At 69.7% G+C, this 21,027-nt stretch carries 16 protein-coding genes; 8 read left to right on the forward strand and 8 right to left on the reverse strand.

Features of this window, described 5'->3' with window-relative positions; all coding sequences use genetic code 11:
- Nucleotides 1-108: 108 nt before the first annotated feature.
- Together gatC and gatA are read left to right on the forward strand one after the other, a co-directional pair.
- On the forward strand, nt 109-408 hold the full coding sequence (gatC, locus tag TY25_RS03405; protein ID WP_014987211.1) for an Asp-tRNA(Asn)/Glu-tRNA(Gln) amidotransferase subunit GatC: 300 nt from the start codon (nt 109-111) through the stop codon (nt 406-408).
- Nucleotides 405-1,877: an Asp-tRNA(Asn)/Glu-tRNA(Gln) amidotransferase subunit GatA gene (gatA, locus tag TY25_RS03410; RefSeq protein WP_014987210.1), complete on the forward strand. Its 1,473-nt coding sequence runs from the start codon at nt 405-407 to the stop codon at nt 1,875-1,877. Before gatC ends, gatA begins: the two co-directional genes overlap by 4 nt.
- 298 nt (nt 1,878-2,175) lie before the next feature.
- Here gatA and TY25_RS03415 read toward each other — a convergent pair whose 3' ends face one another.
- The 4 genes from TY25_RS03415 to TY25_RS03435 all read right to left on the reverse strand — a co-directional run bounded on the left by TY25_RS03415 (nt 2,176) and on the right by TY25_RS03435 (nt 7,177).
- Complete coding sequence (locus TY25_RS03415) at nt 2,176-3,018, reverse strand: SDR family NAD(P)-dependent oxidoreductase (RefSeq protein WP_042254026.1); 843 nt, start codon at nt 3,016-3,018, stop codon at nt 2,176-2,178.
- 206 nt (nt 3,019-3,224) lie between these two features.
- Entirely contained in the window at nt 3,225-3,668 is a 444-nt protein-coding gene (locus TY25_RS03420) for an SRPBCC domain-containing protein (protein WP_042254027.1), read from the reverse strand.
- Nucleotides 3,669-4,580: 912 nt separating this feature from the next.
- A complete protein-coding gene (locus TY25_RS03430) occupies nt 4,581-5,942 on the reverse strand; it encodes an alpha/beta-hydrolase family protein (protein ID WP_169744316.1) in 1,362 nt (453 codons plus the stop codon).
- Nucleotides 5,943-6,442: 500 nt separating this feature from the next.
- Nucleotides 6,443-7,177, reverse strand: a complete 735-nt coding sequence (locus TY25_RS03435) for a hypothetical protein (protein ID WP_052382771.1) — start codon at nt 7,175-7,177, stop codon at nt 6,443-6,445.
- 167 nt (nt 7,178-7,344) lie between these two features.
- Between TY25_RS03435 and TY25_RS03440 the strand changes: the two genes are divergently transcribed.
- Both TY25_RS03440 and TY25_RS03445 read left to right on the forward strand, forming a co-directional pair.
- On the forward strand, nt 7,345-8,562 hold the full coding sequence (locus tag TY25_RS03440; protein ID WP_370466262.1) for a sensor histidine kinase: 1,218 nt from the start codon (nt 7,345-7,347) through the stop codon (nt 8,560-8,562).
- Nucleotides 8,563-8,604: 42 nt separating this feature from the next.
- Nucleotides 8,605-9,270, forward strand: a complete 666-nt coding sequence (locus TY25_RS03445) for a response regulator (RefSeq protein WP_042254031.1) — start codon at nt 8,605-8,607, stop codon at nt 9,268-9,270.
- Between the two features lie 9 nt (nt 9,271-9,279).
- Here the strand turns inward: TY25_RS03445 and TY25_RS03450 are convergent, their stop codons facing one another.
- Nucleotides 9,280-10,182: a serine hydrolase gene (locus TY25_RS03450; RefSeq protein WP_042254032.1), complete on the reverse strand. Its 903-nt coding sequence runs from the start codon at nt 10,180-10,182 to the stop codon at nt 9,280-9,282.
- Nucleotides 10,183-10,422: 240 nt separating this feature from the next.
- On the opposite strand from TY25_RS03450, the gene TY25_RS03455 reads away from it, so the two are divergent.
- Nucleotides 10,423-12,369, forward strand: a complete 1,947-nt coding sequence (locus tag TY25_RS03455; RefSeq protein ID WP_042254033.1) for a serine/threonine-protein kinase — start codon at nt 10,423-10,425, stop codon at nt 12,367-12,369.
- 9 nt (nt 12,370-12,378) lie between these two features.
- Here the strand turns inward: TY25_RS03455 and TY25_RS03460 are convergent, their stop codons facing one another.
- From TY25_RS03460 to TY25_RS03470, 3 genes are read right to left on the reverse strand one after another with little or no spacing between them, the layout of a single operon-like run.
- A complete protein-coding gene (locus TY25_RS03460) occupies nt 12,379-14,871 on the reverse strand; it encodes an FtsX-like permease family protein (RefSeq protein WP_042254034.1) in 2,493 nt (830 codons plus the stop codon).
- Entirely contained in the window at nt 14,868-15,575 is a 708-nt protein-coding gene (locus TY25_RS03465) for an ABC transporter ATP-binding protein (protein ID WP_042254036.1), read from the reverse strand. Before TY25_RS03465 ends, TY25_RS03460 begins: the two co-directional genes overlap by 4 nt.
- Nucleotides 15,576-15,627: 52 nt before the next feature.
- On the reverse strand, nt 15,628-15,948 hold the full coding sequence (locus TY25_RS03470; protein WP_029898425.1) for a hypothetical protein: 321 nt from the start codon (nt 15,946-15,948) through the stop codon (nt 15,628-15,630).
- Between the two features lie 157 nt (nt 15,949-16,105).
- On the opposite strand from TY25_RS03470, the gene TY25_RS03475 reads away from it, so the two are divergent.
- The 3 genes from TY25_RS03475 to TY25_RS44625 all read left to right on the forward strand — a co-directional run bounded on the left by TY25_RS03475 (nt 16,106) and on the right by TY25_RS44625 (nt 20,989).
- A complete protein-coding gene (locus tag TY25_RS03475; protein ID WP_042254037.1) occupies nt 16,106-17,431 on the forward strand; it encodes a sensor histidine kinase in 1,326 nt (441 codons plus the stop codon).
- A complete protein-coding gene (locus tag TY25_RS03480; protein WP_029898430.1) occupies nt 17,428-18,123 on the forward strand; it encodes a response regulator in 696 nt (231 codons plus the stop codon). Before TY25_RS03475 ends, TY25_RS03480 begins: the two co-directional genes overlap by 4 nt.
- 61 nt (nt 18,124-18,184) lie before the next feature.
- Nucleotides 18,185-20,989: a serine/threonine-protein kinase gene (locus TY25_RS44625; RefSeq protein ID WP_342448133.1), complete on the forward strand. Its 2,805-nt coding sequence runs from the start codon at nt 18,185-18,187 to the stop codon at nt 20,987-20,989.
- The last annotated feature ends 38 nt before the right edge of the window (nt 20,990-21,027 follow it).

The raw sequence follows: 21,027 nt of genomic DNA on the forward strand, positions 1-21,027 counted from the left end.
AGTCCGTACGCTACCCGTGTACACGATACGAAACGACGTTCGCGCCCTGCCACGAATGCGATACGCGCGAACGAAATTGTTGATACCGAAGCCGAAAGGGGTCCCGCGGTGCCCGCCATCTCCCGTGACGAGGTCGCACACCTCGCCCGGCTGTCCCGGCTCGCGCTGTCCGATGCCGAACTGGATCAGTTCGCCGGGCAGCTGGATTCGATCCTGAGCCACGTGCGGACCATTTCCGAGGTCGCCGCCGCCGACGTCCCGGCCACCGCGTCGCCGAATCCGACGACCAACGTGACCCGTCCCGACGAGGTCGTGCCCTGCCTGACGCCCGAGCAGGCGCTGTCCGGCGCCCCGGCCGCCGAAGAGCAGCGGTTCATGGTTCCGCAGATCCTGGGAGAAGCCGAATGAGCGAGCTGACTTCGCTGTCGGCGGCCGAGCTGGCCGGCAAGATCCACGGTGGCGAGGTGTCCTCCGTCGCGGTCACCCAGGCGCACCTGGACCGGATCGCCGAGGTCGACGGCGAGTACCACGCGTTCCTGCACGTGGCGGGGGAACAGGCGCTCGAGTCGGCCGCCGCGGTGGACGCCGCGCTCGCCGCGGGCACCGCGCCCGCGTCGCCGCTGGCCGGAGTTCCGTTGGCGCTCAAGGACGTTTTCACCACCACCGACATGCCGACCACCTGCGGGTCGAAGATCCTCGAGGGCTGGGTCGCGCCCTACGACGCGACGCTGACCACGCGGTTGCGCGCGGCGGGCATCCCGATCCTCGGCAAGACCAACATGGACGAGTTCGCGATGGGCTCGTCCACCGAGAACTCGGCCTACGGCCCGACCCGTAATCCCTGGGATACCACCAGGATTCCCGGTGGTTCGGGCGGTGGCTCGGCCGCCGCGCTCGCCGCGTACCAGGCGCCGCTGGCCATCGGCACTGACACCGGCGGTTCCATCCGCCAGCCCGCCGCGGTGACGGCGACCGTCGGCACCAAGCCGACCTACGGCACCGTCTCCCGCTACGGCCTGGTCGCCTGCGCGTCCTCGCTGGATCAGGGTGGGCCCTGCGGCCGGACCGTGCTGGACACCGCGCTGCTGCACGAGGTGATCGCCGGGCACGACCCGCGCGACTCCACCTCGCGCAACGTGCCGGTGCCCCCGGTGGTCGCCGCGGCGCGCGAAGGCGCCAAGGGTGATCTGAGCGGCGTGAAAGTCGGTGTGGTGAAGGAACTGCACTCCGACAGCTACCAGCCGGGCGTGCTCGAATCCTTCGACGCCGCAGTGGCGGTGCTCAAGGAGCTCGGCGCCGAGGTGATCGAGGTGTCCTGCCCGCACTTCGAATACGCCCTGTCTGCCTACTATCTCGTCATGCCCAGCGAGGTGTCCTCGAACCTCGCCCGGTTCGACGCGATGCGCTACGGCCTGCGCGTCGCCGACGACGGCCAGCACAGCGCCGAACAGGTGATGGCCGCGACCCGGGCCGCCGGTTTCGGCCCGGAAGTCAAGCGCCGCATCATGATCGGCACCTACGCGCTGTCGTCCGGGTACTACGACGAGTACTACGGTCAAGCGCTGAAGGTGCGCACGCTGATCGCGCGCGACTTCGACAAGGCCTACGAGCAGGTCGACGTGCTCGTCTCGCCGACTAGCCCGTTCACCCCGTGGAAGCTGGGCGAGAAGGTCGACGACCCGCTGGCCATGTACCTGTCCGACCTGTGCACCCTGCCCACCAACCTGGCCGGGCACCCGGCCATGTCGGTGCCGTCCGGGCTGAGCAAGGACGACGGCATGCCGGTCGGCCTGCAGATCATGGCGCCCGCCCTCGCCGACGACCGGCTCTACCGGGTCGGCGCGGCATACGAAGGTGCGCGCGGACCGATCGCCTGAGCGGTGCTGCCCGGACAGCGAGGAGTTCGCCGTCCGGGCAACATCTTCCGGTCATGCACCGGAGATCTCTGCTGACGTGCCACGTCACCGGGAATCAGCGTCCGACCCGAATTCACGCAATGGGTGGCTCGCCCCGGACCCGAGGCGTGCCCGATCGGTCACTCGCCGGGGGTTCCTGCCGGCATGCATATCAGCAGAGATCCGCGTCCGTCCCAAATTCGTGCAGTGGGTACCTCGTCGCGAACCCGAGGCGTGCCCGATTCGGGGGTGTCCGAGGCGGGCACGCATTCGCGAGCGGCTAAGCGGGCCAGGTGAATTCGGGGTCGGTCAGGTAATCCTGGCGGCGCTGGTCCAGGGCCATGGTGACCATCTGGTGCGCGCCCGGGCCGATGACCTTGCGCACCGGCGGATTCGGCATGTTCACCAGGGCGATCAACGCTGCCGCGCCGACTTCCGGTGCGGGCTCCTGCCATTCGGGGTTGTCGGTGACCGGCGGCGGGGCGCTCGGGTCCGGGTAGTCCGGCATGCCGAGGATTCCGGCGCGCAGTCCCTCGTAGGCCGGTAGTCCGCTGCCGAACTGCATGCTCGACTTCGCCCAGTCGGTGTCGAAACCGCCCATCTGCGCGAGGGTGACCGAGATCCCGAAGGGGCGCAGTTCGTCGGCGAGCGAAGCGCTGAAACCTTCCAGCGCCCACTTGCTCGCGTTGTACATGCCGAACAGCGGGAGGCTGCCCACCGCGCCGACCGTCGAGATCTGCACTATGCGCCCGTGGCCCTGCGCGCGCAGATGCGGCACCGCGGCCTGCGAAACCCAGAGCGCACCATAGAAGTTGGTGTCCATCTGGTCGCGGATCTGTGCTTCGGTGAGTTCCTCGATCGCGCCGACCAGGCCGTAGCCCGCGTTGTTCACGATCACGTCGATCGTGCCCATCAGCGCGAAAGCCTGGTCCACCGTGGCGATCACGTTCGCGCGATCGCGAACATCCAACGGCAGCACGGTGAGTCGCTCCTCGGCCAGATCGGCCATGGTGCGCGGGTCGCGAGCGGTCGCGACGACCCGGTCACCCTCGGCGAGCGCGGCCACCGTGAAGGCCCGGCCGAGTCCGCGGTTGGCACCGGTGATGAACCAGGTTCTGGTCATGTGTCGATCCTTTCATCGCGAGACGATCCGTCTCGTTGCAGCGAGCATGCCAGCCTTACCGTGCAATGTCAAGACGAACCGTATCGTCTCGTTCGTTGGGCAGTCCGCGCCCAGGGTGCTCTTTGCCGCACCCTTTCTGATTTTCTCGCCGGTGTGTCATCCGGCGAGTCGGGGTGCGGGAGGTCAGAAAGGGTGCGGGGGGAGAGTCAGGGAGTGCGCAGCGCTTCGGCTCGCTGCTGGACACCCGCGGTCATTCCGGCGAAGCCGGCCCTCAGATGCTTGCCGAGCAGGGTGACCACCAGGGGATGCAGCCAGCCGTTGAGTTCGAAGTGGGACTCGTACCGCGTGCGGTGATCGCCGAGCGGAGTCAGGGTGTGCGACCGCAGGCTGTGCAGGGCACCGAAGGGCGCCGGCTTCATCGAATAGCTCAGCTCATGCCCCGGCGTATGCGAGCGAATCCATTCGCGCTGACGTCGCGGCCGCCCGCCCAGGTGCACGACCATATCGATGGGTTCACCCGGCACCAGCGAGCTACGGCATTCGCTGACAAAAGGATTCCACTCGCCGTAGTGCGGAAAGTCGGTGATCACCTGCCAGACCCGCTCGGCGGGCGCGTCGATGTCCACGGAAGCGTCGATGACAAAGGCCATGCCGACGATTAGAACACGTTCTACCTCGGCTCCGTCCCCCGATTCGCCTGCCCAGGCAAATCCCGGACCTGGAAGGCCACTCCGCGCGCCGAGGTCGGCCGAGCATGCGGCGGTTGAGCGGGTGGTGGCGGAGCCCGCGGTGGTCGGCGTGCGGTGGCGGAGCCCGCGGTGGTCGGCGTGCGGTGGCGGAGCCCGCGGTGGTCGGCGCGCGGTGGCCGAGCGCGCAGTGGTCGAGCGTGTGGCGGCCGAGCGCGCAGTGGTCGAGCGTGTGGCGGTCGAGCGCGCAGTGGTCGAGCGTGTGGCGGCTGGACGCGCAGTGGTCGAGCGTGTGGGGCGGTCCGTGTAGCGGCCGAGTGTGTTGCGCCGAACACGCCGTGGGGGCAAAGTGCGCCGTGGTATGTCGAGTGAGGCTTGGGCTGCCAGGATCCTGGGCTTACCGAGTGAGCTGTGGTCGGCGAGCCGGTCGTGGACGGCCGATCGTCGGGATGCTCGCCGGGCGGGGCTCGGGATGCTCGCCGGGCGGGGCTCGGGATGCTCGCCGGGCGGGGCTCAGGATGCTCGCCGGGCGGGGCAATGGCCGGTCGACTCGCTGCTGTCTAGAGCTTCCTGCTCAACAATTTCAAGGCGACGCGACCGTTCAGCCGCTGAGCTGTCCGCCGCACCTGACCGGTGGTCGTGCTGAGGTCACGAGGGCCGCGTGGTCGTGCTTATGGGGTGCGGTCGCAACCTCAGTAGGTGCCCATCGGCGTGCCCGGGTGGATGCTGTGGTCGGCGAGCCGGCCGTAGGCTGCCGATCGTCAGGATGCTTGCAATGGCCGGTCGATTCGGCGGATGTCCCGGCTGGTCGTGCGAGCATCCCGGCTGGGGCTACGAGGGCCGCCCGGTCATGCCTCATCGGGTGCGTGCGCAACCTCAGCAGGTGCCCATTGAGGTGCCCTGGTCGGTGCCGTAGCGGTGGCCGTGTCCGGCGGGTGCGTTGAGGGCGGCGAGGAGGTCGGCGGTGGTCTGGATGAAGCTGACCGCGGGCAGCCAGTGCGGCAGGGGTGCGTCCGGGCGGGTGCCGGTGAGGTCGGGTGCGCGCCAGAGCAGGGCGGGGGACCAGTGCACCACCGGGTCCGAGCTGTTGGCCAGGACGGTCGCGCCCGCCCGATGTACCTGTCCGGCAGGTGGTCCGGCCCAAAGGGCGGCGCAGGTCCGGCGATCCTGGTCGGCGTCGTCGGCGAAAACCGAACTGCCGCCGAACGCGCCGAGGCTCTGACCGTAGAGGTAGAGCCGCGGCTTGTGGTCCAGGGTGCGGATGCGATCCTCGACGGCGGTGAACAACGCGCGGGCCGCGGTGACCGCCTGATCGCGGCCGAACACGAAGGTGACCCAGCTCGGCGCGAACGAGTACTGCAGGCCGACCAGCGCGACATCGCTGCCGAAGCGCTCCTCGAAACCGCGCACGGCGTTTTTGTCGATCCAGCCCGAACCCGTCGGCACCATCAACACGAGATTGGACCGGTCGAACGCACCCGAGCGTTCCAGTTCGCGAACTGCCAGCGCGACACGCGATTCCAGGCTCGGCGCGGACTCCACTCCGACGTAGACCCGAATCGGTCCGGCGGGCGATCCGCTGACGAACTTGCGCCCCTCCGCCCCGAGCGAGGACCAGCTCACCGCCGACCCGGCACTACCCGACCTGGTGTTCGAAACCGGCTGCACCAGCGTCGGATCCACCATCGCGTTGGCGCTCGCATACGCCGACTGCCGCCACCCGACCACCGTCGGCGTCGCCACGAAATACAGCAGCGCCCCGACCACCGCCGCCAGCGAAACGCCGCGCGCCCAACCGAGTTTGCGCAGGACCCAACCGGCTCCCCGCGTCCCTCCGATGACCACCCCCGCGATCAGCGCGGCTTCGACCAACCACCGCACCCAATACCCGGCCCCGATCGGCGCAGCGTCCATCGCGCTCCGCAACTGGTTCTGCCAATGCCACGCATGCGCCCCCGCCGCCGTCACGAGCAGCGCCATCCCCGCAAGCAACGGCGCTTGCACCCCGGGCCACCGCCGATTGACGTCGAACCCCCGGCGCCGCACCACGAATCGAACAATCCCCGCAACCCCCAAGCCGACCGCCACCAGCAACGCGGTGAGAATCGCCTGCGCCCCGGCGGTGCGCGGCAACAGTCCGGGGCCGAGTGACACCAGCACCCCGACCCCGATCCCGAGAGTGGTCCCGACCCGCGGACGCACCGCCCGCCCGACCGCACCCGGCACGGCACGAATCACGGACCGCCACAACCGATTGCGCCCTCGCCCGATCCGCTCACCCGCGGAATCGCCACCCCACCCCCCGGGCGAAACCGCCTGCAACACAGCGACATCACGCTCTCGAACCGCCCGCGGTGACGCCGCTACTGCGGCCTGTGCATTCACCCCGGACTCCGCCGTGCCACCCGCACGAACCGCGCCGCGCGTCCCCGAATTCGATCCCACGATCGCGGTGGCATCTTCGCGGCCCGCGCCGTGCATCGCAGAGGTGGCCGCTACGCCGATCCCGACGATCCCGCTGCGCATTTCGCGCACGGGCGCGTAAGTCGCGGCGGCATCCTCGCGCACCCTGAATTGCGCCGCAGGTGTCGGCGTGGTGGCGACGTCTGCCGTTGTTGTGGTGACGGGTTCGCGTACTGCGGAGGTCGGTGGGGTGGGGCGGATCCGGTGTGCGCCTTGTCTTGTCGGGCGCGGCGAGGTCGATCCGCCGTTGTCGGCGCGCGAGGGGAGTGTGCTTGTCATCCTTGGACCCCCTGGGCGGCAGTCGAATTGGTGCGGGTGCGGAGGGTGAGGGCAGCGGCGAGGCCGGTGACACCGGCGGCGAGGATGCCGAGCAACTGCCAGCTGGTGGTGGAGCCGGGGTCGGCGGCGCCGAGGAGGGACTCGGTGACGGGGGCGCCATAATCCTGGCGGCGCGAGTTGAGGTCGACGAAGGTGGCGGCGATCGTCGCCATGGTTTCGCAGCGTGCGCGAGAGAACGTGTCCGCGCGGGTGCCGCATGCCTCGTGCATGTGCCGATCCAGGGTGGCGTCGAGCGCCTGCCGCGCCCAGGGGCCGAGCGGTTCGCCGTGCTCCTCGGCGTAGCGCAGCAGGTCGTAGCCGAGGTCGTGGGCTTTGCAGGCGGTATCGAATTCGGCGGGCAGCGTCACCGGCGACGAGCAGTCGCCCTGCGGGTTCACCACCAGTCCGTCGAGTGTGCTCGGCCGATAGCCGAAGCGGGCGGCGAAGTCGTCCGGAATCGCGGTGAGCGAACCTGGACCACCGGAGGTCAACTCCGCGACCGCGATTCGTGCCATCGCGCTCTCGGCGGGCCCCGCCGAGGCCGCCGCGGCGTGCGGGGCGGGCGCGAGGAACACGGTGGCCGCCATGGTGGTCAGCGCGGCGGCGGTGAGGGCGGCGGCCCGCCGGGCGGTGCGGCTTGCGGCCTGCGCGGGCCGCGCCGTTGCGGGCCCTGCGGGGGTCGGTGTGCTCATGGGCTAGACGCTAGGAACGCGCGCCCCTCACCGACCTCACGCCGAGGACCGGTTTCGGGCGTGCGGCCCGTGGGTGAGCAGGGCGAATGTCTCGCACCGTGGTACGGGGTGCGAAATCACCCGACGGTATGACGTGCCAGCACGACCCGGTTTCTACTGTCGTAGACATGATGCAGAAGAGTCGTGCCCGGATGAGGCGGATGTCGGGGCAGATGTGGTTCGACACGCTGACCGTCCTCGTCGCCCTCATCTTCTACGCGGTGGCCTGGCCGACGCTGCATCTCACGCACAGCGTCGCGCCCCCGGTGCAGCCGTTCATCGCGGCGCTCGCGGCGTTCCCGGTGCTGCTCGTGCGGCTCAACCCGCCATTGGGCTGGGCGATCTCGGCGGGCTCCGGGATGATCATCGCGCTGGCGATTCCACATCAGCCGCACAACGAGCTGCCGATGCAGGTCGTGCACATCCTGAGTTTGTTCATCCTGCTGCTCGCGGTGGCGGTGCGGGCGACGCCGCCGATCATCGGTGTCGCGTGGGTCGCGACCTCGCTGCTGCTCGGCACGACGATGTCGGATCAGAGCGGCGAGCTGGGCAGTTCGGTGTGGGGCTGGCCGATCGCGCTCGGCGCGGTGGTGCTGTTCGGGCTGCTGGTCCGGTGGCTGGTGGCCTCGCGCAAGCAGTTGGTGCGCCAGGAAGAGGAGAACGAGGTCGAGCGCGCCCGCCGCGCCATCCTCGAGGAGAAGGCGCGCATCGCCCGCGATCTGCACGATGTGGTCGCCCATCACATGTCCCTGGTGGTGGTGCAGGCGCAGACCGCGCCCTATCGGGTGGAAGGTGTAACCCCCGCTGCCCGAGCCGAATTCGAGTCCATCGGCGCGACCGCGCGCGAGGCCCTCAACGAGATCCGCGGCATGCTCGGCGTGCTGCGCAGCGACGGCCAGGCCCCGGAGCACACGCCGCAACCCAAGGCCGCCGACGTGCCAAGCTTGTTCGAGGGTGCGCTGCGCGCGGGCGTGCGGATCGCGTGGACGATCGACGGAGCGCTCGAATCCGTTCCCGACGCGCCTGGTCTCGCGCTGTACCGGATCGCGCAGGAGTCGCTGTCGAATGCTTCGCGGCACGCGCCGGAGGCGGCGATCCAGGTACGGCTACGGGTCGACGGGCCGGTCCTGGAACTCGTCGTGCACAACGGGCCCAGCGCGTCGGCCGGCAAGCCGATCGGCAACGGCGGGCACGGCATCGCGGGCATGCAGGCCCGTGCCCTGGCGGTCGGCGGCGAGGTCACCGCGGGGCCGAGCGCGGACGGCGGTTTCGAGGTGCACGCCCGGCTGCCGCTGCATCCGGCCGCGTCGCTGGATTCGACGCTGCTCGGTCAAGCCGGTAACTGAGCCGTCTCGCTGGTCGGGGCCGGGTCCGCATAGGGTGGTGCGGTGGCAATAACCGTGTTGATCGCCGACGACCAGGCGATGGTGCGGCAGGGCTTCGGCGCCCTGCTCGCCGCCCAGACCGACATCAGCGTGGTGGGCGATGCCCCGGACGGCAAGATCGCGGTGGCCGAGGCCAAGCGGCTGCGCCCGGACGTGGTGCTGATGGACGTCCGGATGCCGGAGATGAACGGTCTCGACGCGGCCCGCGCGATCCTCGCCGCCGGGTTCGATCCGCCGGTGCGGGTGCTGATGCTCACCACCTTCGATATCGACGACTACGTGTACGAGGCGCTGAGCATCGGCGCGAGCGGCTTCCTGCTCAAGGACGCGCCCGCGGAGGAACTCGTGCGCGCCGTCCGGGTGGTCGCCGACGGCCAAGCGCTGCTCGCGCCGACGGTCACCCGCAGGCTCATCGCCGATGTCACCAGCCGCCGCTCGGCCGCGCGCGCCAAACCCGCGCCCGCACTGGCCACGCTGACCCCGCGCGAGCGGGAGGTGCTGGAACTGATCGCGAAGGGCATGTCCAACACCGAGATCGCGGAATCCTTGTTCGTCGCCGAGCAGACCGTGAAAACCCATGTCTCCAAGGTCTTCTCGAAGCTGAACCTGCGCGATCGGGCGCAGGCCGTCGTGCTGGCCTACGAATCCGGTCTGGTCGTTCCGGGCTAGCCGGCGCGCTCAGTGCGCGCAGGTGCCGCCGCGCAGTTCGGCCAGGTGCCTGCCGAGCAGCACCGCCAGCCTGCTCAGGATGGCGGTGGAATCCTCGTAGGTACCCGAATCCGCTTGCGCCGCAAGGGCGACGGCCACCATCCCGTTCTGCGTCGGCACCACGCCGAACTGGCGGACCGTGTAGATGCCGGTCTCGTCGTCGGGCCCCCAGCCGCCCTTGAACGCGGCGCCTTCGAGATTGCCGAGCCCCCAGGACTGGTCGGGCGTGATCTCGGCCATCAGTTCGGGCACCTGGAACGTCTCGGGCAGGCAGGGTAGCCGGGACGCGAAGCGCACCTGGTTGGCCAGCGTCCACTCGGTCTGCCCGAAAGCGGTGTAGTCCAACCTGGTTCGCGGCCCGGCCAGGCCGGTGGTGGAGTCGCCCGCCTCGTCGATCACGTCCTGTACCGCCTGTGCCGCCTCCAGTCCGTCGCCGAGCGATTCCCACAGTGCTTCGGCGGCGCCGTTGTCGGAGACGGTGATCGCGGCTTCGGCGTTCTCGAAAACACTCTCGTCCGGGTCGTGCCGTAGCGCCGCGATGGCCAGCGGCACCTTGATGGTCGACCAGGCGATGCCGCTGACCCAGTCGCCGAAGATGGTCATCCGGCCGCCGCCGACCGGCATGATCGCCAAGCCGACCTGGCCGCCCAGGTTCGGTTGCAGCTGGGTGAAATCGGCCGCCAGCGAATCGGGAATGGACACCGAGAGGCCGGGCCGGAACGATCCGGCGGTATCGACGACGACGGCGGGGCGCTCGTCGCGATCGCGCTCACCGGGCAGCAGCGCGCACGAGGTCACCACGAGCAGCGTGAGCAGAGCGGTCGCGCGCAAGGCGACGCGATACCCGAAACCTGTTCCCGTCGACTTCACCACGCGTCCTCCCCACCACCCTTGCGTGATCGCTGTTCGTCGGCGGTGCAAAATTTAGCTCATCGGTCGGCCCCGGTCGATGACCGGGCGTGAGGCCATCATGAACGCCCCACCATAGTTTTGCCGATCGTCGCGAAGAATTCGAAACCGCGTGGCCACGGCGTTACCCGCTATGCTCCAGGATCTGAGGGAGCGCAGGGACGCGGCATTCGTGAGCCGCGGTGAAAATCGGAAGGGACCGTATTGCTGACCAGCGGGGAGGTGTTCGCCGGGTTCACCATCGAGAAAATGCTCGGGCAAGGCGGTATGGGATCGGTCTATCTGGCCCGACATCCCAGGCTGCCCCGGCAGACCGCGCTGAAACTCCTCAACCGCGAGCTGTTCACCGACGTCGAGGTGCGCGCCCGGTTCGAGCGCGAGGCCGACCTGGCCGCGCAGCTCGATCATCCGAACATCGTCCAGGTGTACGACCGCGGCACCGAGGACGATCAGCTGTGGATCTCCATGCAGTACGTCGACGGCGTCGACGCCGCCACGGTCAACCCGCAGAACCTGCCGCCGGAGCGGGCGGTGCAGATCATCGAAGGTGTCGCCGACGCACTGGATTACGCGCACGGCATGGGCGTGCTGCACCGCGACGTGAAGCCCGCGAACATCATGCTGGCCCGGTCCGGCGGCGGAAACCGCGAGCGGGTGTTCCTCACCGACTTCGGCATCGCCCGGCTGCGTGAGGATTCCACCCACTTGACCCAGACCGGGATGTTCACCGCGACACTGGCCTACGCCTCGCCGGAACAGATGACCGGCGCGCACCTCGATCACCGCTCCGACCAATACTCGCTGGCCTGTGCGCTGTTCTGGCTGCTGACCGGGATCGCGCCGTTCGACGCGCCCGCGCCCGCCGACATCATCCGCGGCCACCTGCAACTGCCGCCGCCGTCGGCCGCGGCCCGCCGGGCCGGTCTGTCCCCGGCGCTGGACACGGTGATCGCGGTGGCGATGGCGAAGCGACCCGATCACCGGTTCGCCTCCTGCGCCGATTTCGCCGCGGCCGCGAGACAAGCGCTCAGCGGCCAGGTTCCGCCGCTGCCGTACACCCCGGCGCCGACCGTGATCGCCCAGCCGCCGCCGAGCCAAGCTACGTATCAGGCAGCACCGCCGAGCCAGGGTGCGTATCAGGCGGCGCCGACCTATGTGCCGCAGGCCGCAGCGGCCGGCTCGGTGGAGTGGAAGCAGTACGGACCGAGTTCCCCTGCGGGACAGCAGTTCTCCGCCGCAGGTTATGTGGACGCACCGCCCAGTGCCGGTACGCCGTACCCGTCCGGCGGATACCAGGATGCCGCGTCCGGTGCTGCCCAGCAATACTCCGGCGGTTATCCGGACGCACCGCTCACTGCCGGTGCCGGACAGTCCTTTCCGGGTGGCAGCGGGTACGGACCGCCGAATTCCGTTGCCGGGCAGTCGTTCCCGCCATCGGGACCGCCGCCGATGGCTTACGCGCCCGCCACCGGCTATCCGATGCCGCCGCAACGCCGCTCGAACACGGCCCTCATCGTGGTGATCGCGCTGATCGCCATCGTCGTGCTGGTCGTCGCGGGAGTGGTGATCGCCCAGGTGACCTCGTCGGATTCGTCGTCGCCGAGCGATCCGGGCCAGCCGCCCGCTGCCGTCGCCTCGACCGACGCCGACGCCTTGGCCAAGGCGTTCCCGAAGATCCTGCCGCAGGGTGTCGACACCAAATACGGGGTCGGCAGCGGCAAGGGCTACCAGGACAAGACCTGCTTCCTCGGCACCGGCAAAGCGGGCAAGAAGGTGTCCAGCGAGGACGGCGTGCCCGACTTCGCGAACTGGGAGACGGCCTGGAACTGCTGGGGCGTGCCGATCGACCAGCCCGACTTCACCGCGATCGCGTTCAAGAGCGCCGAGGATGCGAAAGCCGCGGCCCGCGCGCTGCCGTCGAACACCAAGGCGAGCGAGTCCGCCAACGGCAAGCAGTACACGACCTACCGGTGGCAGAAGAAGGACAGCGGTCTGCCGGACGGGTACCTGGTGGTGAGCTTCGAGAACGATCCGGCCCGGGCCAACTATTTGTTCTTCGCGCAGGTGTCGATCACCGACAGCCTGCCGGATTCCGGCTTCGGTCTGACCCAGCAGAAGTTCAAGGCCTGGTTCACCAGTCTGCCGCTGTAGCAGCGGAATTCAGTCGACCGCCAGCGCGGCCACGATCGGCAGCCGGGCCGCGCGCAAGGCGGGCGGGATCGAGCCGAGCAGTGCCAGTACGAGCGCGGCCGCGCCGTAGGCCAGCAGGATCGGTCGTGGCTGGTAGGTGACATCGATGGTCAGTGCGTGCGCGATGGCGACGGTGGCCAGGTACTGCACGGCCAGGCCGACGACGAGACCGAGTGCGGCGCCGACCAATCCGATCCCGGCGGCCTCCGCGAGCACCGAGCGCATCAGGAAGCCGCGATTCGTGCCCATCGCCCGCAGGACGCCCAGCTCTCTACGCCGCTCGAGCACGGACAACATCAAGGTGTTCAGCAGTGCCACCGTGGCCACGAGCACCACGATCCACAGGATCGCGTTGCTCATCGCCGAACCCTGCCGGATGCTGGATGCCGCGGCGACAACGGTATTCGGCCCGGTGTCCACGTGGATCTGCGGCGGGACCACCTGCCGGATCGCGGCCAGCACGGCCGCGCGGTCCGCGCCGGGCGCGATGTTCGCGGACACGATCGTCTCGCCGGGTCGCTCGTACCACCGGCGCAGCAGGTCGAGGTCCATCATGACCACGCCCGCGATCGCCGAGAAGTACGGAATCACTTGCAGCACGGTCACGGTGTGCGCGCCGGTCGGGGTCGGCAGTGTCAGCTGGGACCCGACGCCCACGCCGAGATCCCGGGCGATGTCCCGGGAGATCGCGACCCCCTCTCCGGCGGACAGGCGGGTGGCCGCGGGCGCGTCCAGCATGTGCATCCGGGTCTCGCGCGCGTCGGCCGGAAAGCCTTGCAGCATCACCCGTCCGGCGCCGAGGGTGGCGAAGGCCATCTGCGCCGGGCTCACCGACCGGACGCCCGGGACCGCGGCGATCTGATCCTTCAGCCCGGCGGGCAGCAAAGGGCCGGTGGGGAACTGGGCCATCGACGCGGGACTGACGTAGACGTCGTTCTTGGCCAGATCCTGGAACGTGGTCGTCGCGGAGTCCACCATGTTGGTCGTCGCGCCACCCATCGACACCGTGGCGGCGACACCGATCAGGACGGTCATCACGGTGGCCCAGACCCGCCGCGGTGCGCGCTCCAGCGTGGTGGCGCCGAGGGCGCCGGCCGCGCCGAACATGCGCGCGGTCGCCGCGGCGCACCGGACGATCGGCCCGATCGCCGCGAAGCAGAGCACCACGGCCGCAATGATCGCGGTCGAGACGGCGCCGAGCGAGTAACGGCCCAGGTCGATTTCGGCGACCGCCACCGAGCAGGCCACCAGCGCGAGCCCGAGTACCACTGCGACCCAACGCAATGCGGCACTCGCGGTATCGGCCCGGCCGACGCCCACCGGAACCAGCGCTTCGATCGGCTCCACCTTGTACACCTGCCGCGCGGCGATGCCCGCCGCGAGCACGCTGGCCAGGACGCACGCCGCGATCGCGAACGGCACGGCGTAACCCGGCACCAGGTACTCGGTGCGCGCCTCCACCGACGACATCACCGCGGCGGGGAGCTGACCGATCGCGATGCGCCCCATGAAGATACCGATGACCGCGCCGACCGCGCCGCCGCACAGCCCGAGCAGAGCGGCCTCGGCCAGCAGATCCCGCACCATCGGCCCGCGCTTGCCGCCGAGGGCGCGCAGCAGCGAGAGCATCGGCCTGCGCTGCGCGATCGCCATACTCATCGCGTTGTAGATGAGGAACGCTGAAACGATCAGCGCCGCAGCCGAAGCCATCGTGGTCGAGTAGCGCACGAGCTGGATCGCGCCGCCCGCCTGCGCGGTGCGCAGGCTCGGCTCGGCGACCACCGCGCGACCGTCGACCGCCGCGGTGAGTTCGGTGCGCAGCGTGGCCACCGAGGCGCCCGGCGCGGGGATGATCTGGATCGAGTCGAGGCGACCTTGCCGCTCAGTCAGCCGCTGCGCGAGCCCGAGCGGCGCGGCGACCAGATGACCACCGTTGAGCCGCTTCGAGGTCTGCTCATCGAGCACACCCGCGACCGTGACGGTGGCCGAACCCAGCGTGAACTGTGCGCCCTCCTCGTGCCCCATCGCCGCACCGACCAGGACGCCGTTGGGCACCGAGAGCAATTTGCCCGTCTGCGCGGCCAGCGGCCCGGCCAGCTCGCTGCCCAATGCGCTGATGTTCTGATCGGCGCCGATCAGCAGTGCGCGGTCCGCGCCCGCGCCGATCTGCGCCCGCAGCATCGGCACCGCCTTGTCCACGCCGGGCGTGTTCGCGATCCGTTGCAGCAGTTGCTGATCGAAGCCCGCGTCGGTGACACCGGTGACCTCGAGCGCCGCCCGGCCGCCGAGGCTTTCCGTGAGCCGCTGCACCGATCCGGTGACCGAACCGGAGATGCTCAGCACCGCGACCAGCAGACCCGCCGAAACCCCCAGCACCACCAGCGACATCATGGTCCGCCCCCGGTGGGCGAGGAGTTCGCCGATATTGAACAGCCGCAGGCGATCCCACGCGGCGCGGATCACGCGATGGCCGATCGCTCTGCGGGTTCGTTCGAGCCGATCCGGCCGTCGCGCAGGGTGACCACCCGATCGCAGTACGCCACCGCGCCCATGTCGTGGGTCACCATGACCACCGAATTACCGGAACCGGCCAGCTCGCCGAGCAATTCGAGGATCGCGGCGCCGGTCTTGGAATCGAGGTTGCCGGTGGGCTCGTCGGCCAGGACCAGCGGCGGATCCATGATCAGCGCCCGGGCCACCGCGACCCGCTGCATCTGACCACCGGACAGCTCGGCCGGACGATGTTCGGCCCGGTCGCGCAGGCCGACCCGGTCGAGCAACTCCAGCGCCCGCGGTTTGGCCTTGCGTAAACCGGTGCCGTCCAGCAGCTTCGGTATCGCGACGTTCTCCCAGGCGGACATCGTGGGCAGCAGGTTGAAGAACTGGAAGACGAAACCGACGCGGTGGCGGCGGAACTCGGACTGGCGCTCGTCGTCCAGCGCGCCGATCTCGTTGCCCTGGAACCGGATCGAGCCGGTGTCCGGGGTGTCCAGCGCGCCGAGCAGGTGCAGCAGCGTGCTCTTGCCGGAACCGGAGGGCCCGATGATCGAGGTGAATTCGCCGGTCTCGATGCGTAGGTCGATCCCGTCGAGCGCCCGGACCGACTGCCCGCCCACCCGGTATTCCTTGGTGACGCCGGACAATTCGAGCATGGCCGCCTTCGGCATCGCTGCCCCCCGCTGTGGTCTGTCGGTCACCAATTGTTCGTCTCTCGTCGTGCTAGCGAGCCATGGCTTCCGATGTCTGCCTGCGCCGCCGGTACTGGGCGTCCAGGACCGCGCGCAGGACCGGTTGCTCGGCGGCCAGCTCGAGGTAAGCGTCGATCGCGGACTGCCCGCGCGTCAATGCCTGATCCAGCTTCGCGTCGAGATGGTTGTTCCACCGATAGCGCAGCGCGAGCAGGAGGCCGTCCGCATCACCGAAGAGCCTGCGCAAGCCAGGGATGCCGGCGAACAGATGCGGATCGGCCGGGTCCACCGCGGCACGGGCCAGGACGAGGTGCACGATTTCGGTACGGGTGTGCTGATCTTCCCAGGACATGAGCCTCGCCTTCCGTGCGACGACGCATTTCACGCTACGGAGCGCACAGGGGCCTGTCTTCGTGCCAGGGACCCGAATCGGTCTCCGACCACGGTAGGAGAAACGGACCGCTCGGGGAACGATGTATTGCCCGGTATCGGGCGGTTAGCCTTACCGCATGGGTGTGATCGGCGTCGCCGCGCCGGCCGGTGAGCCGGGGCGGGCGACCCGCGCGCGGCGCCGGGTGGCGCTGGGCTGGCGGCAGTCCAGGGCGCGGATCGCCGAATTCGTCCGGGAACCCGTCACCTCGTTTCAACGCCGGGTCGAGGAACTGCCGTTCGACTACCCGCCCTCGGTCATCGTGGCCGTGGATCTGTCGCTGTTCGTCGTCGCCGTCGCGGCGGCGATCCAGCGGCACAGCTACTTTCCGACGGTCCTGCCGATCATCGCGGTGCTGCTGACCGCCGCGTTCGGCCCGATGTACGCCTTCCTCGGGGTGATGCCGCGGCCGCTGACGCTCGGCCTGCTCGCCATGGTCGCCGAGGCACTGTTCCTGCTCCAGCCGGTCTCGCCCGACCTCGCGCCGTTCGTGCTGGTGGCCGCGGCGGGTGAGGTGGCGGCGATCGCGCCGAAATGGGTCAGCGTCCCGATCACCCTCGCGATGATGCTCGAGCTGGTCGTGTTCGACCTGTATCGGGATATGGCACAGGGCCTGCCGACCTACGTGGTCGCCGTCGCGTTCGGCTGGATGGCCGGGCTGATGCTGCAATATCAACGCCGCTCGCTCTATCAGGAGCGCGGGTATCAGGACATTCGCGCGGCCCAGGCCGCCGACGAAGAACGCCGCCGGATCGCCCGCGAGGTGCACGACGTGATCGCGCACTCGCTGAGCATCACCCTGCTGCACATCACTGCGGCCCGGCACGCGCTGCGCACCGACCGCGATGTCGACGAGGCGGTGGAGGCGCTCGCCGAGGCCGAGCAACTCGGTCGTCAGGCCATGGCCGACATCCGGCGCACGGTCGGGCTGCTCGACGCGCGACCGTCGAAGCTGGTGCCCGAGCCGACCGTGCAGGACATCGAGGCGCTGGTCGGCGATTTCGCCCGAGCAGGCCTGGACGCGGGGTACCGGTGCACCGACGATCTGCGTGAGGTCTCGCCCGCGGTCGGCCTCGCGCTCTATCGGATCGGTCAGGAATCGCTGGCCAATGTCGTCAAGCACGCGCCGGGCAGTACGGCGACCGTGCGGGTGACGGTCGACGGCACGGCGGTCGCGCTGACGGTCGACAACAGCTTGCCGGTCGGGCTGCCCGCACAGCTCGGCACCGGCATGGGTCTGTCCGGGATGCGGCAGCGGGCCGAACTGCTCGGTGGCGAGCTGATCGCGGGTCCGTGCGCGGACGGTTGGTCGGTGCGGGCCGCCATCCCGCTCGCGCCCACCCGCGGCGGCATGTTCTGCACGGTGTGGGAGCCGATCTCCCGCCGAACCCAGGAGGGTATGTGACAGCGGCATCGCCCGCGGGCGCCGAGGACGCGGTGACCGTTCTGGTGGTCGACGACCAGGAACTGGTCCGCGGCGGCCTGCGCCGGATCCTGCGCAGGCGCGACGGGTTCGTGGTCAGCGAATGCGCCGACGGCGACGAGGTGCTCGCCGCGGTCGCCGCCGAACGGCCCGACGTAGTGCTGATGGACCTGCGCATGAAACGGGTCGGCGGCATCGACGCCACCCGCATCCTGCGAGCCCGCGACGGCGCGCCACCGGTATTGGTGCTGACCACCTTCGACGACGATCAGCTGCTCTCCGGTGCGCTGCGCGCGGGCGCGGCGGGCTTCATCCTCAAGGATTCGCCGGCCGAGGATCTGATCCGCGCGGTGCGGACCGTCGCGGGCGGCGGCGCCTGGCTCGACCCGTCGGTCACCGAGCGGGTGCTCTCGACCTACCGCCGGATCCGGCCGAGCCCGACGCGGTCCGGCGCCCGGCTCGCCGAGCTGACCGCGCGCGAGTACGAGGTGCTCGAGCTGATCGGCCGCGGCCGGGTGAACGCCGAAATCGCCCGCGAACTCGGCATCTCGGAAGTGACGGTGAAAAGCCATGTCGGGCACATATTCGGCAAGCTGGAGCTGCGCGATCGGGCCGCGGCGATCGTCTTTGCGTTTGACCACGGGGTGGTGACACCCGGAGAATCCACTCTTTGACGGGCAAGGTCACGAGATCATAAACGTGCACTCCTGGCCCGGGATGTGGAGGATTGACGGGGTGGAGTCACCTGGACCGAGAACCGGCACACGGTTCGGGCCGTACGAATTGCGATCGCTGCTGGGCAAGGGGGGCATGGGCGAGGTCTACGAGGCCTACGACACGGTGAAGGATCGGGTGGTGGCGGTCAAGCTGCTGCACGAGGAACTCGCCGGTGACCCCGTGTACCAGGTGCGCTTCCGGCGCGAATCGCAGGCGGCCGCGCGGGTGGCCGAACCGCACATCATCCCGATCCACGACTGGGGCGTGATCGACGGTGTGCTGTTCATCGACATGCAGCTGATACCGGGCGTCGACCTGCGCACGCTGTTGCGCAGCGAGGGACCGTTGACCCCGGTACGCGCGGTGGGCATCATCGAGCAGATCGCGTCGGCGCTGGACGCCGCGCACGCGGGCGGCCTGGTGCATCGCGATGTGAAACCGGCGAACATCCTGGTCACCGCGGGCGATCACGCCTACCTCGCCGATTTCGGCATCGCACACACCCAGGGCGACAGCGCCGTCACGGTCGTCGGCATGGCGGTCGGTTCCTACATCTACATGGCGCCCGAACGGTTCGACGTCGCCGAGATCACCGGCCGCGCCGACATCTATTCCCTGGCCTGCGTGCTGCACGAATGCCTGACCGGCGCCAGCCCGTTCCCCGCCGCCAGCATGAACGTGCTCATCCGCTCGCACCTCGCCGATTCGCCGCCGCGCGCGAGCGCGCAGCAGGCCGGCATTCCGGCCGGATTCGACGCGGTGATCAGCCGCGGCATGGCCAAGGATCCGGCCGATCGCTGGCCGAGCGCGTCCGAGATGGCCGCGGCCGCGCGCGCCGCGCTGACCACCGCGCCGCCGACCGGGCCGATGCTCGTCGTCCGCGCGCCCGCACAGAATCGCGGCGCGGTGCCGCCGGAGTCGACCGGCGAGATCTCGGCGGTGATCCTGCCGAGCGCGCCGACGGTGGTGCGCCCGACCGAAATCCAGTTCACCACGCTGTCGGAGCAGGAGCCGGTGGCGCCGCTCGGCCCGCCCCCGCGCTGGACACCGGACCAGGCGCTCCCGCCGATGCGGGACCAGTCGCTCCCACCGATGCGCCCGTTCCCGGACGCCCACCTGTACACCGATCAGGGCGCCGCGCAGGGCTATTCGGCCCCGCAAGGGTTCGCCGCCCAGCCGGGTCCACCGGAATATCCGGAGCGCCCCGATGCTCCTCGCTACCCGGAGCAGCCCGGTCCGCAAGGATTCTCAGCGCACCCCGGCTACCCGAACCCTTCCGGCGCGCAGGGATATTCAGCGCAGCCGAACCCATCGGGGCACCCGGAGAAATCCGGCACGCCCAATTTCCCAACGCAACCCGGCAGCTCGGAATATCCCGGCGCCTCGAGGTTCGCCGAAAATTCTGACACGCAGGATTATCCAGAACCGTCCGGCGGACCGGGCTTCACGGACGACTCTGCTGCGCGCGGGTATTCGGCGCTGTCCGGTGGGTCGGGCTTCGCCGAGGACCCTGCCGTGCAGGGCTACCCGGGGCCGTCCGGCGCGCCGGGCTTCACGGACGACTCTGCTGCGCAAGGCTATTCGGAGCGGTCTGGCACGCCGGAAGTCGCGGATCGACCCGACTTGGCGGGGTATGCCGAGCATCGGGCGTATTCGGACCAGGCTGGTTCGCAGGCCTACTCGGACCAACCTGGTTCGCGGGGTTATGCGGAGGGGTACGGCCCGCTGGGGGACACCGGTCAGCCTGGCCCGCAGGCATATTCGGCGCGAGGCGATGGACCGGAGTTTCCAGGCCAGGCTGGGGCGCAAGGGTATTCGGGTTCGCGGTACGACGCGGATCATGGTCTGTCGGGTGCCGCGCAGGCTGGTGGGCAAGGGTATCCGGAACAGTCGGATCCGCGTGGGTATCCCGATCATCCCGGTCCGCAGGCGTATTCGGAGCATCCGGGTGCGCAGGCGTACTCCGCCGACGAGCCGTTCGTGGGCGGACAGGCGTATTCGGATGCCCCGGCCTACGAGACGCGGAAGTACCCGGACGCGCCCGGCTATCCCGCGCCGGGCCAGGTCGAGGACTACCCGGCCGACCATGCACCGACCCAGGCTTATTCGGCCCCCGCTGCCTACTCCGCCGCGGACCCGTATGCGACTCCAGACGAATACGGTGGTCCCGCAGCGTATTCCGGGCCGGGCAGTCATGCTCGCGGCGACTACCCGCCGCAGAGCAATTATGCGAATCAGCGAGATCACGGCGATCCGGGCTACGCCGACGACTACGACGAGTACGACGACGACCAGTACGCCCCGCCCGCGAAGGGCCGCTCCATCGTGCTGCCCATCCTGATCGCGGTGGCCACCATCGTGGTGATCTCGGTCGGCGGTGTGGTGGGCTGGCAGGTGTTCGGCTCGGGCACCGTACAACCGAAGACGACGTCCGATCAGCAGGCGGCCGCCCCCGGACCATCGACGAGTGCAGCGGCCCCGGCGCCGGCGACCTCGTCCACGCCGCCGGTCACGACCACGCCGACGAAGCCGGGTGCGGTCACGCTGCCCGCCGGTGCGAAGCCCTGCAACCAGGGCACACCGGTGCAGGGCGCGTTCACCCAGTCGGCCACCGGCTCCGCCGTGACGAGTTGCCAGTTCGCCGAGGAAGTCCGGCGGGCCTACGCCGAAATGAATACCGCGCAAGGCGGTTCGCGCGATGCGCCGCGCACAGTCGTGGCGACCAGCCCGGTCACCGGCCGGGCCTACACGATGAGTTGCCGCAGCGAGGGCCAGCTGGTCACGTGCAGCGGCGGTGAAAACGCGGTGGTGTATGTATATTGATCGATTCCGTGCGGCTCGAATGCGAAAAGCGTTGGGCG

Origin of the sequence: Nocardia brasiliensis NBRC 14402 (assembly GCF_000308475.2) — a bacterium.
Lineage (GTDB): Bacteria > Actinomycetota > Actinomycetes > Mycobacteriales > Mycobacteriaceae > Nocardia > Nocardia brasiliensis.

Bases quoted from the DNA above. Each gene is read 5' to 3' on its own strand.
- gatA (WP_014987210.1), top strand. From the start codon at position 405: ATGAGCGAGCTGACTTCGCTGTCGGCGGCCGAGCTGGCCGGCAAGATC.
- TY25_RS03415 (WP_042254026.1), bottom strand. From the start codon at position 3,018: ATGACCAGAACCTGGTTCATCACCGGTGCCAACCGCGGACTCGGCCGG.
- TY25_RS03420 (WP_042254027.1), bottom strand. From the start codon at position 3,668: ATGGCCTTTGTCATCGACGCTTCCGTGGACATCGACGCGCCCGCCGAG.
- TY25_RS03435 (WP_052382771.1), bottom strand. From the start codon at position 7,177: ATGAGCACACCGACCCCCGCAGGGCCCGCAACGGCGCGGCCCGCGCAG.
- TY25_RS03440 (WP_370466262.1), top strand. From the start codon at position 7,345: ATGATGCAGAAGAGTCGTGCCCGGATGAGGCGGATGTCGGGGCAGATG.
- TY25_RS03465 (WP_042254036.1), bottom strand. From the start codon at position 15,575: ATGCCGAAGGCGGCCATGCTCGAATTGTCCGGCGTCACCAAGGAATAC.
- TY25_RS03470 (WP_029898425.1), bottom strand. From the start codon at position 15,948: ATGTCCTGGGAAGATCAGCACACCCGTACCGAAATCGTGCACCTCGTC.
- TY25_RS03475 (WP_042254037.1), top strand. From the start codon at position 16,106: ATGGGTGTGATCGGCGTCGCCGCGCCGGCCGGTGAGCCGGGGCGGGCG.